The sequence below is a fragment of the Streptomyces sp. HSS9-12 genome, from assembly GCF_054963655.1.
This window is the reverse complement of record NZ_JBUEGC010000031.1, coordinates 71,851-83,996: the sequence shown is the minus strand read 5'-3', so window position 1 is coordinate 83,996 and position 12,146 is coordinate 71,851. Positions and strand designations below refer to the sequence as shown.

Here is a 12,146-nt window from a genome sequence, read left to right as displayed (position 1 = left end):
GTGCATCGCGCCCCTTCGGTGGCAGCGAATGAGGCAAGCCGCCATGCGCGAGCGAGCCGGGGAGAAATGGGAAGAGACCGGCTACGTCTTCACGACTCGCACCGGCCGGCCTATCGAGCCGCGGAACCTGTACCGCTCGTTCACCAGGGTCGCCAAGAACGCCGGGCTTCGGGTGATCCGGCTGCACGATGCCCGGCACGGCTGCGCAACCCTGCTGACCGCCGCCGGGGTCGCTCCCCGTGTGGTAATGGAGATCCTTGGGCATAGCCAGATCGCGGTGACCATGAACGTGTACACACACGTCGTCCAGGACACGCAGCGTGAGGCCGTCAGCCACATGGACCGGCTGCTGAAACGTCGCCCCGACACCGGCTGACCGCCGCCGTTGATGTCAAAACTGGATGTCAAAGACCCCCGGCCATGATCGGCTGGGGGTCTTTTGGCCGGTGGGCACAGACGGATTCGAACCGCCGACATCTGCTTTGTAAGAGCAGCGCTCTACCACTGAGCTATGCGCCCTGGAACGAGGTGACAGCCTACATGGCCCGCGAGCCCTGCTCACAAAGCCGTCTCGGCGTGCGGAAGCACGCAGAGGCGTACTGATCGGCGCCGCGCGGAAGGCCCAGCGTTTCGCAGGCTCGAAGGGCGAACTGATCGGCCGGTGTCGTCGTCCGTACCTGGTGGGACAATGAGCCCCAGGTCTGGGGCGGACACACCACGGGAGAGGGATGTGACGGCGACACACGCGCAGCCGTACCCGCAGCGAGCACGCCGTCGTCGTCCGAGCAGCGAGAGCGTGGAGGCTAAGGGGACTCGCGAGTCTCTCGGGACCAGTGGGAGCACCAGGGGCACCGAGAGTGGGGATGGCCACCCGACCGCCCGGTCCGTCGGGGCCGGCGACAGCACCTCGGCCCAAGGGACGCCCAGCGCCACCGAACGCCCGGCGCGCGCCGCCACGCGCCCCGCCCCCCGCGCCGCCACGCGCGTCGCCACGCGCCCCGCCGTACGTGACCTGCTCGCGCTCCTCGTCCTGCCGTTGTCCCTGCTCGCCGTCGCCCTGCCCGCGGCCGCCTTCGCCGGAGGCGGCGCGCGGCGCTGGTGGGGGCGGGGTGAGAGTCAGCGGGCCGAGGCGCAGGCCGCCAAGGACGCCGCCGCGGCGGCCTTCTACGACCTCGACTCCGCCCAGCGCGACCTGCGGATCTCCGTCGAGACGATCAACGCCGTGGACGACTCCCCGGCCGCCCGCCGGACCGCCGACGAGTTCGCCGCGCTCGGGCGCCGTATCGACGAGGTCAGCCATAGCTACATCACCGCCGTCGACGCCCACGACCTCGACCGCGCCGACCTCGATGCGCCGACCGCCGCCCGCGCCCGTACGGAGCTGATCCGGGCCAGGGACGAGCTGCTGCGCGTCAAGGCCGATCTCGACCGCTTCGCCCAGGGCCTGGGCCCGCTGCTCCAGAAGGCCGAGACCCAGCTCGCCCGCCTCGCACCCGCCATCGAGCGGGCCCGCCAGGCGCTGCGTGCCGCGACCCAGGCGCTCGACGCCGTACGGGCCGCCGGGCTGCGGGCCGACGACCTCGCCGCCCGGCTCGCCGCGCTGTCCCCCGAGCTGACCAAGCTCAACGAAGGCGCGGGCCGGCACGGCGTCCAGGAGACCATCCGGCGGGCCGACGATGTCCTGCGCGCCGCCGAGGCGGTGCGCGGCGAGGCGGAGCAGCTGCCGGGCAAGGCCGCCGAGATCGACCGCCGGCTGGTGTCGCTGCGCACCCGCGCCCAGGCCCTGCAGACCCGCGCCGCCGGTGTCGAGCCGGTTCTCAGCGAGCTGCGCCGCCGCTACAGCGCGGCCTGCTGGCAGGACCTGCAGGCGGTGCCCGAGCTGGCAGCGCGCAACGTCGCACAGGCGGAGGAGACGATCAAGGAGGCACAGGCCGCGCGCGACGCGCAGCGGTGGGCGGACGCCACGGCGCGGCTGAGCACCGTACGGGCCCTGCTGAACACGACGGACGAGGCTGTGTCGGCAGCCGGCGACCGGCTGCGGCGGCTGGACGAGGTGTCGTTCGACCCGTCGAAGGAGATCGAGCGGACCCGGTTCGCCATCCGGGACGCGCAGCGGCTGGCCATGGCCGGGCGCAGCACCCCCGATCCACGGCACGCCCAGCCGCTGGACGAGTCGGTCGTACGGCTCGACCGCGCCGTCGCGGGCCTCGAGGGGCGGCATCCGGACTACTGGCACTTCCTCACCGAGATGGAGGCGGTACGCAGCACCGTCGCCCAGGTCGTGGCCGCCATCCGTGACGAGCGCGGCACGGGCGCCTGAGGCGCGCACCGGCCGGCGGGAGCGGCTCAGCGCGGGGCCCCATGGCCCCGGGCAACTCGGGGCAGATCACCCCCGCCCATCCCCTTGGCGCTTCCACGCCCATCGACGGATCCTGAATGCGGAAGCCACATCCGCCACCAAGCCAGCACGCCACCACGCCAGCAAGCCACCAAGCCACCAAGCCAGCACGCCAGCACGCCAGCAAGCGACCACGCCAGCAAAGGAGGCCGGACATGGCTGCCGGAGGCCCCAGCTTCCGGGGCGCCGGGCCCACACGACGGGGCCCAGGCGGCCGCTCCCCGAAGCGTCTCGCCAGGCGTCCTCGGCTCGACGAGCATCTGCCGGTGGACCACCGGTTGAGCCGGGTGTACCGGATCGGCGCCGGTCTCATGGGCCTGGTGCTGCTCGCCTTCGGCATCCTGGGACTGATCCACAAGGTGGGCTTCTTCGACATCGGCGGCGACACCATCGCCGGGCTGAACACCAACGGCGCGCTGAGCGTGCTGTCGATCGTCGTGGGCTTCATCCTCTTCGCGGGCATGATCATCGGAGGCAACTTCGCCTCGGCGCTCAATATGGGCCTGGGCATCACGTTCATCCTGAGCGGGTTCTTCAACCTCGCCCTGCTCGAGACCCGCTACAACTTCTTCGCCTTCCGGCTCCAGAACGTCCTGTTCAGCTTTGTGTTCGGCCTGCTGCTGATGACGTTCGGGATGTACGGGCGGGTCAGCGGCCATCTGCCGCACGACAATCCGTACTGGCGCTCGCGCCACCCGCATCAGGTGGCGCGGGAGCAGACCGCGCAGCGCAGGGCCGCCTTGGACCGGCTGGCCGCCTCGGCCCACCAGCGGCCCCCGGAGCTTCCGGGCGAACAGGGCAACCCGGGCCGGCCGGGCGCCCGGCGCCGCGGACGGCGTGCGCATCGCGGGTCGCACAAACCGGGCAAGCGCCGCCGCGGCTGATCGCTCCGGTTACCCTGACGCCATGCCCCGTTACGAGTACCGCTGCCGGTCCTGCGGCACCACGTTCGAGCTGAACCGTCCGATGGCCGAGTCCTCCGCGCCGGCCACCTGCCCGGACGGCCACGAGGACACCGTCAAGCTGCTCTCCACCGTCTCGGTGGGCGGCACCGCAACGGCCGCCGCTCCGAGCGCCCGCCCTGCCAGTGCAGGTGGCGGCGGGTGCTGCGGGGGCGGCTGCTGCGGCTGAGGACCACAAGAGCACCAAGGGGGCCGCCACCTCGGCGGCCCCCGGCCGGCCACCACTCAGCGCTTACGGGCCAGCGTCAGGCCGTCCGCGATCGTGACCATGACCTTCTCAACGCGGTCGTCCGCGGACACATGCTCATTGAATTCCTTGATCGCGGCGGCCGGCCCCTTGGCCTCGGGCTCCACCACCTCACCGTGGAAGAGCACGTTGTCCACCACGATCAGCCCGCCCTTCCGCATCCGCGGCACGAGCTCCTCCCAGTACGGGATGTAGTTCTCCTTGTCCGCGTCCAGGAACGCCAGGTCGAAGTGCCGCGCCTCCGGCATCGCCCGCAGAGTGTCCAGCGCGGGCCCGATCCGCAGGTCGATCCGGTCCGCGACCCCGGCCTTGGCCCACGCCTCCCGTGCGTACGCGGTCCACTCCTCCGACACATCGCAGGTGACCAGCCGGCCACCGTCCGGCAGCGCCTGCGCCATGGACAGCGATGACAGGCCCGTGAAGGTGCCGACCTCGATGACCGTCTGCGCGCCGGTCAGCCGGACCAGAAAGGCCAGCAGCGGCCCCTGCTCCTCCGCCACCTGCATCCCCGCCGCCCGGGGGAACCTGGCGTGCGTGGTCTCGACGAGGGCTTGCTGCACCGGGTCGAGCGGCGGGTTGTGCGCGAGTACGTAGCTGTAGAGCTCCGGCGTCAGCGGGGGGCTCTTGGGCGTGTGCAGGACGTGCGAGCTGCGTGCGTGCGGGGCTTTGGACGACTCTGACGACATGCCGGCATCCTCGCTCACCGCATGGTGGCCCGCAGCATGGACCGCAGAATCTCCTCTCCCGCCGCGACACCCCGCTCCGCCAGGGCCGTGACCGTCGCCGGCGCCGGCCATCCCACCTCCGCCAGCTCGCCGTGAGCGGGCCGCCAGCCCGCGTCCCCCACCGCCAGCAGATCCGCGTCCAGCAGCGAGTCGCCCGCCGTGAGCACGCGCCTGGCGCCCGTACGGCGCACCAGCTCCGCCACCGCCGCGCTCTTGGTCAGCGGCTTCGGCACGGCATAGACCTTCCGTCCCTGCAGCGACACCGTCCAGCCCCGCTCCTCGGCCCAGGCCGCGAGCTCCTTCACCCAGGTGTCCGGCACCAGTGACCGGTCGACCACCAGATACGCGAAGAGGTCTTCGGCGACGCGCTCCTTGAGCAGCCACTGGGGGTCCGCGGATCCCGCCAGGTGCTCGCGGACCTCGGCGAGCGGCGCGCAGCCCTCGTCCAGCGTGCGGCGTACGTGGGCGTGCCAGTCGGGGTCGGACACACCGTCGACGAGGATGTGCCCGCCGTTGGCGCAGATCGCGAACCGCGCGGGCCGGCCGGGCAGCCGGATGCGGCCGTACTGCTCGCGCGTACGCGTCGTGACCGGTACGAAGACGCTGGCCCGCGCCAGCTCGGCGAGCAGTCCGGCGGCCGTCTCGGTCAGGTACGACAGCGGCTTGTGCTCGTACACCTCGACGCACACCAGCCGCGGCGCCTCCGCGTCCGGCCCCTGCAGGTCGAGGGCCGCCGCGGAGTAGATGAGGGTGCGGTCGAGGTCGCTGGCGACGAGGGTCGTCATCGAAGGGCCTCCTGGCTCGCGGCGTCCGCCCGGCCGGCGACCGCCTTTCCGTCGGTTCCGGTCGCGCCGCGCGTGTAGCGCGGGTGGATCAGCCCCACGCAGGTGTACGGCAGGCCGTCCACCTCCTCGACCGGTACGCCCCGCTGGGCGGCCAGCAGCCGTACGTGGTCGAGGTCGGCGCCCGCGCCGCGCCGTGCGAGAACCTTCCAGGGCACGCGGCGCAGCAGTACGCGCGTGGTCTCGCCGACGCCCGGCTTGACCAGGTTCACGTCGTGGATCCCGTACTCCTCGCTGATCCGTTCCACGGCCGCCCAGCCCGCCCAGGTCGGCGTACGGTCGGCGGCCGAGAGCTCCTTGGCGGCTTCGGCGACGGCGTCGGCGACCTCGGCGAAGCGGGCGGAGACGGTGTCGAGGAACAGGGCCGAGACATCCGACCCGGCCAGTTCGCGGTAGTACTTCGCGCCGTGGAAGTCGTCCGGGCCGACGAGGTCGGAGCGCAGGACGGTGCGCGAGACCAGGCCGGAGACGGTGGAGTTGAGGCAGGCGGAGGGGATGAGGAAGTCCTCGCGGGTGCCGTACGTGCGCACGCACGATCCGGGGTCGGCGAGGACGGCGATCTCCGGGTTGAAGGCGGGGAAGGGCCGCAGGGCCTCGGCGAGTTCGCGGGTGATCGCTCCCTTGCCGGTCCAGCCGTCGATGAAGACGACGTCGGCGGGGTCGTGGCGGTCGGCGAGCCAGCGCAGCGCGGTGGTGTCGATGCCGCGGCCGCGGACGATGGAGACGGCGTAGTGCGGGAGGTCGAGGCCGTGCGCGTACTGGGCCCAGCGGCGCATCAGGATGCCGACGGGTGTGCCGGCGCGGGCCAGGGAGACGAGCACCGGTCGAGGCTGGGGGCCCTCCCCCTGGCTTTGCCGGGGGGACCCCCACCCACGCCGAAGGCGGTGGGGGATTTCGGCGAGGACGGTCTCGGTGACGGTACCGACGGCGCGGGCGATGCGGGTGGCGGAAGCGTCGAGCGCCTGCCGGAAGAGCCGCTGATACTCGTCGCTGGGCTGGTACTCGACGGGCAGCGACTCCGCGTAGTGCGCGCCGCCCTGCTGGATGGCCTCCTCGCGCTCCTCGGTCGGGGCTTCGAGGGGGACGTCCGAGAGGTCTTGGAGCAGCCAGCCGACCTCGTCGGGGGCGTACGAGGAGAAGGTGGGGCCGCGCAGGGGCTCGCGCGTCGGCGACGGGCGTCGAAACGATTCCTCTGGTGAGGATACGGGCGGTACGTACGACGGGACGACGGCGAGCAGCACGCGGTCGGTGTGCTGGGCCAGCTGCGCCAACAGACCGTCATCGGCGTGCAGTTCGGGCGTGTCGGCGACGGAGTCGACGACGGCGACGACCGCGTCGAAGCGGCGGCCGGGGTCGGCACCGGGGGCGATGTTGTAGGCGTAGCGCCGGCCCGGACCGTCGGCGGGCGCGTCGTGTGCGGGGAAGGACAGCCGGGTGCGGATGGCGTAACCGGGGTCGTCGACGGGCAGGACGGGCGAGCGGGTGGTGGTGGAGTAGAACACCTCGGCGTGCTCCAACTCCGCCTCCAGCGCCTGCGCGATCCGCAGCGGCGCGTACATCAGCTCCTCGCAGCCGAGGACCAGTACCCGCCGGGATTCACCGGCGGCCGGCTCGCCCAGCGCGTCGGCGATACGGGACGCCATCCGCGGCAGCGCCGCCTCCAGCCTCGCCCGGTGGGACGGTGTGAAGCCGTGCCGGCCGCCGTCGGGCACCCCGTCGGGCCACCCGAGTTCCACCCGCTGGTACGTACCGGCCGTCGGCGGGGCTTCGGCCTCCGCCTCGTGGGCCGCGACCAGGGCCTGGCCCCGGCTCAGGACATCCGCGGGCAGCCGTACCGTGCCCGCCGCAAGCGACACGACGTCGACCCGCGCGCCGAGGTCGGCCGCGAACTTCTCCAGCGCGCCGCGGTCCTCCTTCGACCGCATGTCGACCAGGGCCACGACCACGTACCGCTCGCGCGGGTACCGGCCGTGCAGGTCCCGGATCGTGTTGCGGACGGTGTTGCCCGTCGAGAACTCGTCGTCCACCAGCACCAGCGGCCCGGCTCCGGCGAGCAGTTCTGGGTCCTGAGGCAGCAGCAGATGCGAGGTCGCGTGGCTGTGCTCCTCCTCGAAGCCGCCGACCGGGGCGACGCCCGGCACGGGCCGCCGCGTGGAGTGCAGATACGGCGCGAGCGCCAGTCCGTCCGCGACGCTGTGGCCGAGCCCGGTCGCGGTCTCGGCGTAGCCGAGGACCACGGCCCGCGCGGCCGCCTCGTCGCCCAGCAGCTCCCGCACCCGCCGGCCGAGCCGCAGCCCGGCCTCGTGGACGACCGAGGGCCGCTGCGGCACATGCTTGCCCAGGACGTTCGACACCAGCAGATGGGCCCGCTTGGGGTTGCGCCGGAGCGCCAGCCCGAGCAGGTCGGTCAGCTCCTCGTCCCCGTCGAGCGCGACGTCCAGACGGTCCGCGACCCACTGCCCCGACCACACCACCATGCGGCTCTTGCCTTTCATCTCGAACACGTTCACTACGAGGTCACAGGTCACGCCAGCCCGGCCGCGAGCAGTTCGACGAAGCTCACGTCCTCCCGCGCGACCCCGAAGACCTCGGCCCGCTCCAGCGTGCGCTCGGCCCACGCCCGGTGCGGCTTCACCTCGTTCATCTTGTTGGTGTACGCGGAGCGCAGGACGCCGCCGCCGCACCGCTCGGGCCTGAGGATGTCGACCGCGTCGGTGAACTCCTCGTGGCTGACGACGTTCAGCGCGTGCACGGGCGCGACATGCGAGGGGTGGATGCAGGTCTTGCCCTGCAGGCCGTTGGCACGGTCGAGTTCGACCTCGCGCAGCAGGCCGTCCATGTCGTGCTCGATGAGCGTGGTACGCAGCTCCTCGGCCCAGCCGGTGAAGGGGCTGCGCCGCAGCTGCGGTTTGAACATCCGCTCCTGGACACGGAAGTACTCCCACACCGGACCGGTCACGGTGAAGCCGGTGCCGTCCGCGCGGCCGAGGGTGTTGACCACATCGCCGATCACGGAGGCGACGAGCTGTACGTCGTACGCGGTGGTGTCGGGAGCCCGGCGCAGCCCGTACGCCGAGCAGAAGTCGGTCACGCCGAGCCGCAGCGCCAGCACGCGGTCGCGGTACTTGTCGACGGTCCGGCGGATTCCGGCCAGGGTCTCGGCGCGGGTTTCCAGGTGCAGCAGCTCCGGGGACTCCAGGACCGGCATGGCGAACAGCCGCCGCTCGCAGGCGGCTTCCGTATCGGCCAGCGCCTCGAGGAACGGAACTCCGCGCTCCTCGGTGAACTTGGGGAGTACGAATCCGGACAGCAACCCTACGGTGGGGCCGAGCCGGTGCACCAGGTCGGGAATCTGCTCCGGCCGGCGGACGCGGATGAACAGCAGCGGCAGGTCACCGGTCTCGTCGGTGCCGCGCCGGGCGAGGTCGGTGAGCTGCTGGACCAGGTTGTCCTCCGCGCCGGTCACATCGGCGTCGTCGATGGAGTCCTCCAGGCACAGCACCATGGAGACCAGTCCGCGCGCCCTCTGCTTGAGCACGTCGTCAGCGAGGTGGGGGCGGGTGGCGGGGCTGTAGAGCGTGGCGCCCAGGGCGACCGCGAGCGTGCGCGCCGGGGAGTCCGCCGTGAACTCGATCGGCTGGCGGTGGAACAGACTCTCCCGGACATCGGGCGGGACATGCCCGAAATGACGCATATAACTCCCGTCGTGGTCGCGTGACCTGAATTGATCTGGCCGGTAATGCTACGAGCGGCAGGAGGTCAAGAGTTCCCCAAGTACATGAAAATCGCGTAACCCCCGCACATCCGAGCCGTTGCGGCGGCCTCCGCCCGTGCCCCCGCGTTGTGACCGCCACCACCGGGAAGGCAGGATTATCGCCATGACGCACGCGATGTTGAAGGGGTCGAACATCCCACTGGAGGCCACCGCCGTACGAGCGGTGCTGCACTGGACCCCGGGCCCTGACGTGCCCGATGTCGATGTGTCGGCCCTGCTGTTGGGCAGCGACGGCCGCGTGCGCACGGATGAGGACTTCGTCTTCTACAACCAGCCGCGCCACCCCTCGGGTCTGGTCCGGCACCTGCCCAAGAAGCGGGTGGCGGACGGGCTGACGGATACGGTCGAGGCGGAGCTCACGGCGCTGGAGCCGTCGGTGGACCGAGTGGTTCTGGCCGCGTCGGCGGACGGCGGGCCCTTCGGGGCCGTACCGGATCTGCTGGTGCTCCTGTACGACGCGAACGCCGGGGCGGCGGACGGCGGCGAGCCGATCGCACGGTTCGAGGTGCGCCCGGAGACGGGCGACGAAACGGCGTTGATCTGCGGAGAGCTGTACCGGCGCGGGGACGCCTGGAAGTTCCGGGCCCTTGGGCAGGGCTACGAGACCGGGCTGGTCGGGCTGGCAACGGAGTTCGGCATCTCCGTGGAGGAGGGCGAGGAGGCCACCTCGCCCGAATCCGCGGCGCAGACGCAGCCCCAGCAGTCCCAGCAGCCCCAGCAGTCCCAGCCGCAGACCCAAGCTGAGCAGCCGCAGCCGGTTGCGGAACCCGATGGGCAGCCGGAGCCGCTGCTCGGTCCCGGGCAGGCGACCGAACCGCTGCAGCCGTCCTACGGCTATCCCCCTACGGCCCCGATGCCCTCGCCGACGCAGCCCGGGCAGCCCACGGCTCCGCCGATGCCGGCGCCGCAGCCCGCCTACGGGTACCCGCAGGCCCCGGCATACGGCTACCCCCAGGCTCCAACCCAGGCCTACCCGCAGGCCCCGGCGTACGGCTATCCGCACCCGACACAGCCGGGGACGCACCCACCCCAGCCAGGGCCGGGTCCGACGCAGCCGGTGCAGGACCCGGCCGCGTTCACGCTGCCGCCTCAGGGGCCGCAGTTCCAGCGGAACAGATGAACGGGGGACCTGGTGTGAGCCGGTGACGTAAGCGACTCACACCTTGCTCTTGTAGCCGCGGCCCCACTGGAGTCCCCAGCCGTACAGCCGGTCCAGCTCCGACTGGAAGCCGTAGACGTACTTCACCTCGCGCCGGACCGTCAGCTCCCCCTTGTCGTTCTCGATCAGCACCACGGCGCAGGAGCGGGCCTGCGGCGCGCGCTCGTTCAGACTGATCTCGATCTGCGGGCCGTTGCTCGGGTAGAGCGTCACCACGGCGTGCGTGCGCTCGAAGGCCGGCGTGCCGTCGTAGATGTAGACGAAGATCAGCAGCCGCTTGATCTCGTCCCGGTGGTCCAGATTGATGAAGATGGTCTCGCCGGAGCCCGAGCCGAACCGGTCATCACCGCTGAGCTTGACGAACGGCGGCGCGTTGAGGCTGCCGAAGAAGTCACCGAGCGGCTGCACCACGCCCTTGGAGCCGTCCTGGAGCTCGTACAGGCACGCCAGGTCCAGGTCCACATTGACCATCGCCGGCCCCTGGGCCTGCACCAGCTCGGGTTTGAACATCTTGAACAGGCTGCGCCGCTGCCCCATGTGGTCGTCGAAGTCCGATGTGCGCATCCGCCAGGACAGATTGATGCGCAGATTGCCGCTCGCCGCGCCCTGTTTGGTGAGTGACACCGTCGGATGCCGTTTGGTCAGCTCGATCGTGTACGACGCGGGCGTGGCAGAGTCGAACCGCTGCCTGCCACGCATCCAGTTGCCCCAGAACGCCACGCTCCACCCCCACTGTTCACCGCGTACAACCGCGGGGCGCCCTTGGAAGGCTTCGCCTCAAGGCCGCCCCGCTCAGAGCGTTCCTCCATCGCGCCGTGGTCACACTCCGGCGTCGGTCACACTCCCTGCCGTCACACTCCCGATGCCACTTCGGGCTTCTCGTCGCTGCCCGTCCCGGCCGCCACGTCACGGCGGTTGCGGCGCACCGAGGACCAGAGGGAGGCGGCGATCAGGGCGACGCCGATGAGGCCGGTGATGACCTCGTGGATGTGCCACTTGATGGTGATGAGCAGCAGGACGGCCAGGGCGCCGATGGCGTAGTGCGCGCCGTGCTCCAGGTAGACGTACTCATCGAGGGTGCCCTGGCGGACCAGGTAGACGGTCAGGGACCGGACGTACATGGCGCCGATGCCCAGGCCCAGCGCCATCCAGAAGATCTGGTTGGTGATGGCGAAGGCGCCGATGACACCGTCGAAGGAGAAGGACGCGTCCAGCACCTCGAGGTAGAGGAACAGGAAGAACGCGGCCTTGCCGGCGAGGCCCACGACGGTGGGCTCCTTGCCCGCCTTGCGCGCCTCCTCCTCGGCCTCGTGCTCCCTCTCCTCCTCTTCCTCGAGCTTGTTCTCGAAGTGCCCGGAGAGCCCGCCGACGATGAGGTACGTGACCAGGCCCGCGACGCCCGAGAGCAGGACCGTGGCCGACTTGTCGACGTACGTACCGCCGTGCTGCGCGGCATCGGTGGCGATGGTGGTCGCGGTCACCAGCAGGGCGATCAGCGCGATGCAGACCGACAGCCCCTCGATCCGGCCGATCCGGGCCAACGGACGCTCCAGCCAGGGCAGCCAGGTGTGCTCGCGCTCCTCGAAGAGGAAGTCGAGGAAGATCATCAGCAGGAACATCCCGCCGAAGGCAGCGATCGCCGGGTGGGCGTCGGTAACCAGCATCTCGTACTTGCCGGGGTCGTTCATCGCCAGCTGCACGGCCTCGATCGGGCCGATCTTGGCGGTGATGGCGACGATCACGACCGGGAAGACCAGGCGCATGCCGAAGACGGCGATGAGAATGCCGACCGTGAGGAAGACCTTCTGCCAGAAGGCATTCATCTTCTTCAGGACACCCGCGTTGACGACCGCGTTGTCGAAGGACAGCGAGATCTCGAGGATGCTCAGGATCGCCACCACGGCGAAGCCTTCCCACCCCCAGAAGATGGCGGCGAAGGCGAGTCCCGCGGCGGTGACGCCGAAGGACCAGCCGAAGGTTCTCAGAAGCACTGGCTACCCAATCGTGTGTACGGGGTCCCCCCACGGATTCCCCTGCG

The 12,146-nt window shown here is 71.1% G+C and carries 11 protein-coding genes and 1 tRNA gene; 5 read left to right on the top strand and 7 right to left on the bottom strand.

Annotated features, from left to right (window positions below):
- The coding region (locus tag ACY34J_RS18185; protein ID WP_462727496.1) for a tyrosine-type recombinase/integrase at nucleotides 1–376 on the top strand (376 nt) is incomplete at its 5' end.
- Between the two features lie 71 nt (nucleotides 377–447).
- Here the strand turns inward: ACY34J_RS18185 and ACY34J_RS18180 are convergent.
- Nucleotides 448–519: transfer RNA gene (locus tag ACY34J_RS18180), tRNA-Val, on the bottom strand.
- A gap of 493 nt (nucleotides 520–1,012) precedes the next feature.
- On the opposite strand from ACY34J_RS18180, the gene ACY34J_RS18175 reads away from it, so the two are divergent.
- The 3 genes from ACY34J_RS18175 to ACY34J_RS18165 all read left to right on the top strand — a co-directional run bounded on the left by ACY34J_RS18175 (nucleotide 1,013) and on the right by ACY34J_RS18165 (nucleotide 3,529).
- Nucleotides 1,013–2,320 carry a hypothetical protein gene (locus tag ACY34J_RS18175; RefSeq protein WP_462727566.1) on the top strand — a complete coding sequence of 436 codons (1,308 nt, stop codon included), beginning with the start codon at nucleotides 1,013–1,015 and terminating at the stop codon, nucleotides 2,318–2,320.
- 233 nt (nucleotides 2,321–2,553) lie between these two features.
- Complete coding sequence (locus ACY34J_RS18170; protein WP_462727497.1) at nucleotides 2,554–3,282, top strand: DUF4383 domain-containing protein; 729 nt, start codon at nucleotides 2,554–2,556, stop codon at nucleotides 3,280–3,282.
- A 22-nt stretch (nucleotides 3,283–3,304) separates the two neighbouring features.
- Nucleotides 3,305–3,529 carry an FmdB family zinc ribbon protein gene (locus tag ACY34J_RS18165; protein ID WP_462727498.1) on the top strand — a complete coding sequence of 75 codons (225 nt, stop codon included), beginning with the start codon at nucleotides 3,305–3,307 and terminating at the stop codon, nucleotides 3,527–3,529.
- 56 nt (nucleotides 3,530–3,585) lie between these two features.
- On the opposite strand, the gene ACY34J_RS18160 is transcribed toward ACY34J_RS18165, so the two are convergent.
- From ACY34J_RS18160 to ACY34J_RS18145, 4 genes are read right to left on the bottom strand one after another with little or no spacing between them, the layout of a single operon-like run.
- Nucleotides 3,586–4,293 carry an O-methyltransferase gene (locus tag ACY34J_RS18160; RefSeq protein ID WP_462727499.1) on the bottom strand — a complete coding sequence of 236 codons (708 nt, stop codon included), beginning with the start codon at nucleotides 4,291–4,293 and terminating at the stop codon, nucleotides 3,586–3,588.
- A gap of 14 nt (nucleotides 4,294–4,307) precedes the next feature.
- Entirely contained in the window at nucleotides 4,308–5,117 is an 810-nt protein-coding gene (locus tag ACY34J_RS18155) for an HAD family hydrolase (RefSeq protein WP_462727500.1), read from the bottom strand.
- Nucleotides 5,114–7,669, bottom strand: coding sequence for a phosphoribosyltransferase (locus tag ACY34J_RS18150; protein WP_462727501.1), 2,556 nt, complete (start codon nucleotides 7,667–7,669; stop codon nucleotides 5,114–5,116). The genes ACY34J_RS18155 and ACY34J_RS18150 overlap by 4 nt, the downstream gene beginning before the upstream one ends.
- Nucleotides 7,670–7,698: 29 nt before the next feature.
- Entirely contained in the window at nucleotides 7,699–8,868 is a 1,170-nt protein-coding gene (locus ACY34J_RS18145; RefSeq protein WP_462727502.1) for an HpcH/HpaI aldolase/citrate lyase family protein, read from the bottom strand.
- Between the two features lie 184 nt (nucleotides 8,869–9,052).
- Between ACY34J_RS18145 and ACY34J_RS18140 the strand changes: the two genes are divergently transcribed.
- Complete coding sequence (locus ACY34J_RS18140) at nucleotides 9,053–10,069, top strand: TerD family protein (RefSeq protein WP_462727503.1); 1,017 nt, start codon at nucleotides 9,053–9,055, stop codon at nucleotides 10,067–10,069.
- Between the two features lie 36 nt (nucleotides 10,070–10,105).
- Here the strand turns inward: ACY34J_RS18140 and ACY34J_RS18135 are convergent, their stop codons facing one another.
- Together ACY34J_RS18135 and ACY34J_RS18130 are read right to left on the bottom strand one after the other, a co-directional pair.
- Nucleotides 10,106–10,828: a TerD family protein gene (locus tag ACY34J_RS18135; RefSeq protein ID WP_462727504.1), complete on the bottom strand. Its 723-nt coding sequence runs from the start codon at nucleotides 10,826–10,828 to the stop codon at nucleotides 10,106–10,108.
- A gap of 131 nt (nucleotides 10,829–10,959) precedes the next feature.
- On the bottom strand, nucleotides 10,960–12,099 hold the full coding sequence (locus ACY34J_RS18130; protein ID WP_462727505.1) for a DUF475 domain-containing protein: 1,140 nt from the start codon (nucleotides 12,097–12,099) through the stop codon (nucleotides 10,960–10,962).
- Nucleotides 12,100–12,146 lie beyond the last annotated feature (47 nt).

Excerpts from the sequence above, each read along its gene's own strand:
- ACY34J_RS18170 (WP_462727497.1), top strand. The coding sequence starts at position 2,554 with ATGGCTGCCGGAGGCCCCAGCTTCCGGGGCGCCGGGCCCACACGACGG.
- ACY34J_RS18165 (WP_462727498.1), top strand. The coding sequence starts at position 3,305 with ATGCCCCGTTACGAGTACCGCTGCCGGTCCTGCGGCACCACGTTCGAG.
- ACY34J_RS18160 (WP_462727499.1), bottom strand. The coding sequence starts at position 4,293 with ATGTCGTCAGAGTCGTCCAAAGCCCCGCACGCACGCAGCTCGCACGTC.
- ACY34J_RS18155 (WP_462727500.1), bottom strand. The coding sequence starts at position 5,117 with ATGACGACCCTCGTCGCCAGCGACCTCGACCGCACCCTCATCTACTCC.
- ACY34J_RS18150 (WP_462727501.1), bottom strand. The coding sequence starts at position 7,669 with ATGAAAGGCAAGAGCCGCATGGTGGTGTGGTCGGGGCAGTGGGTCGCG.
- ACY34J_RS18145 (WP_462727502.1), bottom strand. The coding sequence starts at position 8,868 with ATGCGTCATTTCGGGCATGTCCCGCCCGATGTCCGGGAGAGTCTGTTC.
- ACY34J_RS18140 (WP_462727503.1), top strand. The coding sequence starts at position 9,053 with ATGACGCACGCGATGTTGAAGGGGTCGAACATCCCACTGGAGGCCACC.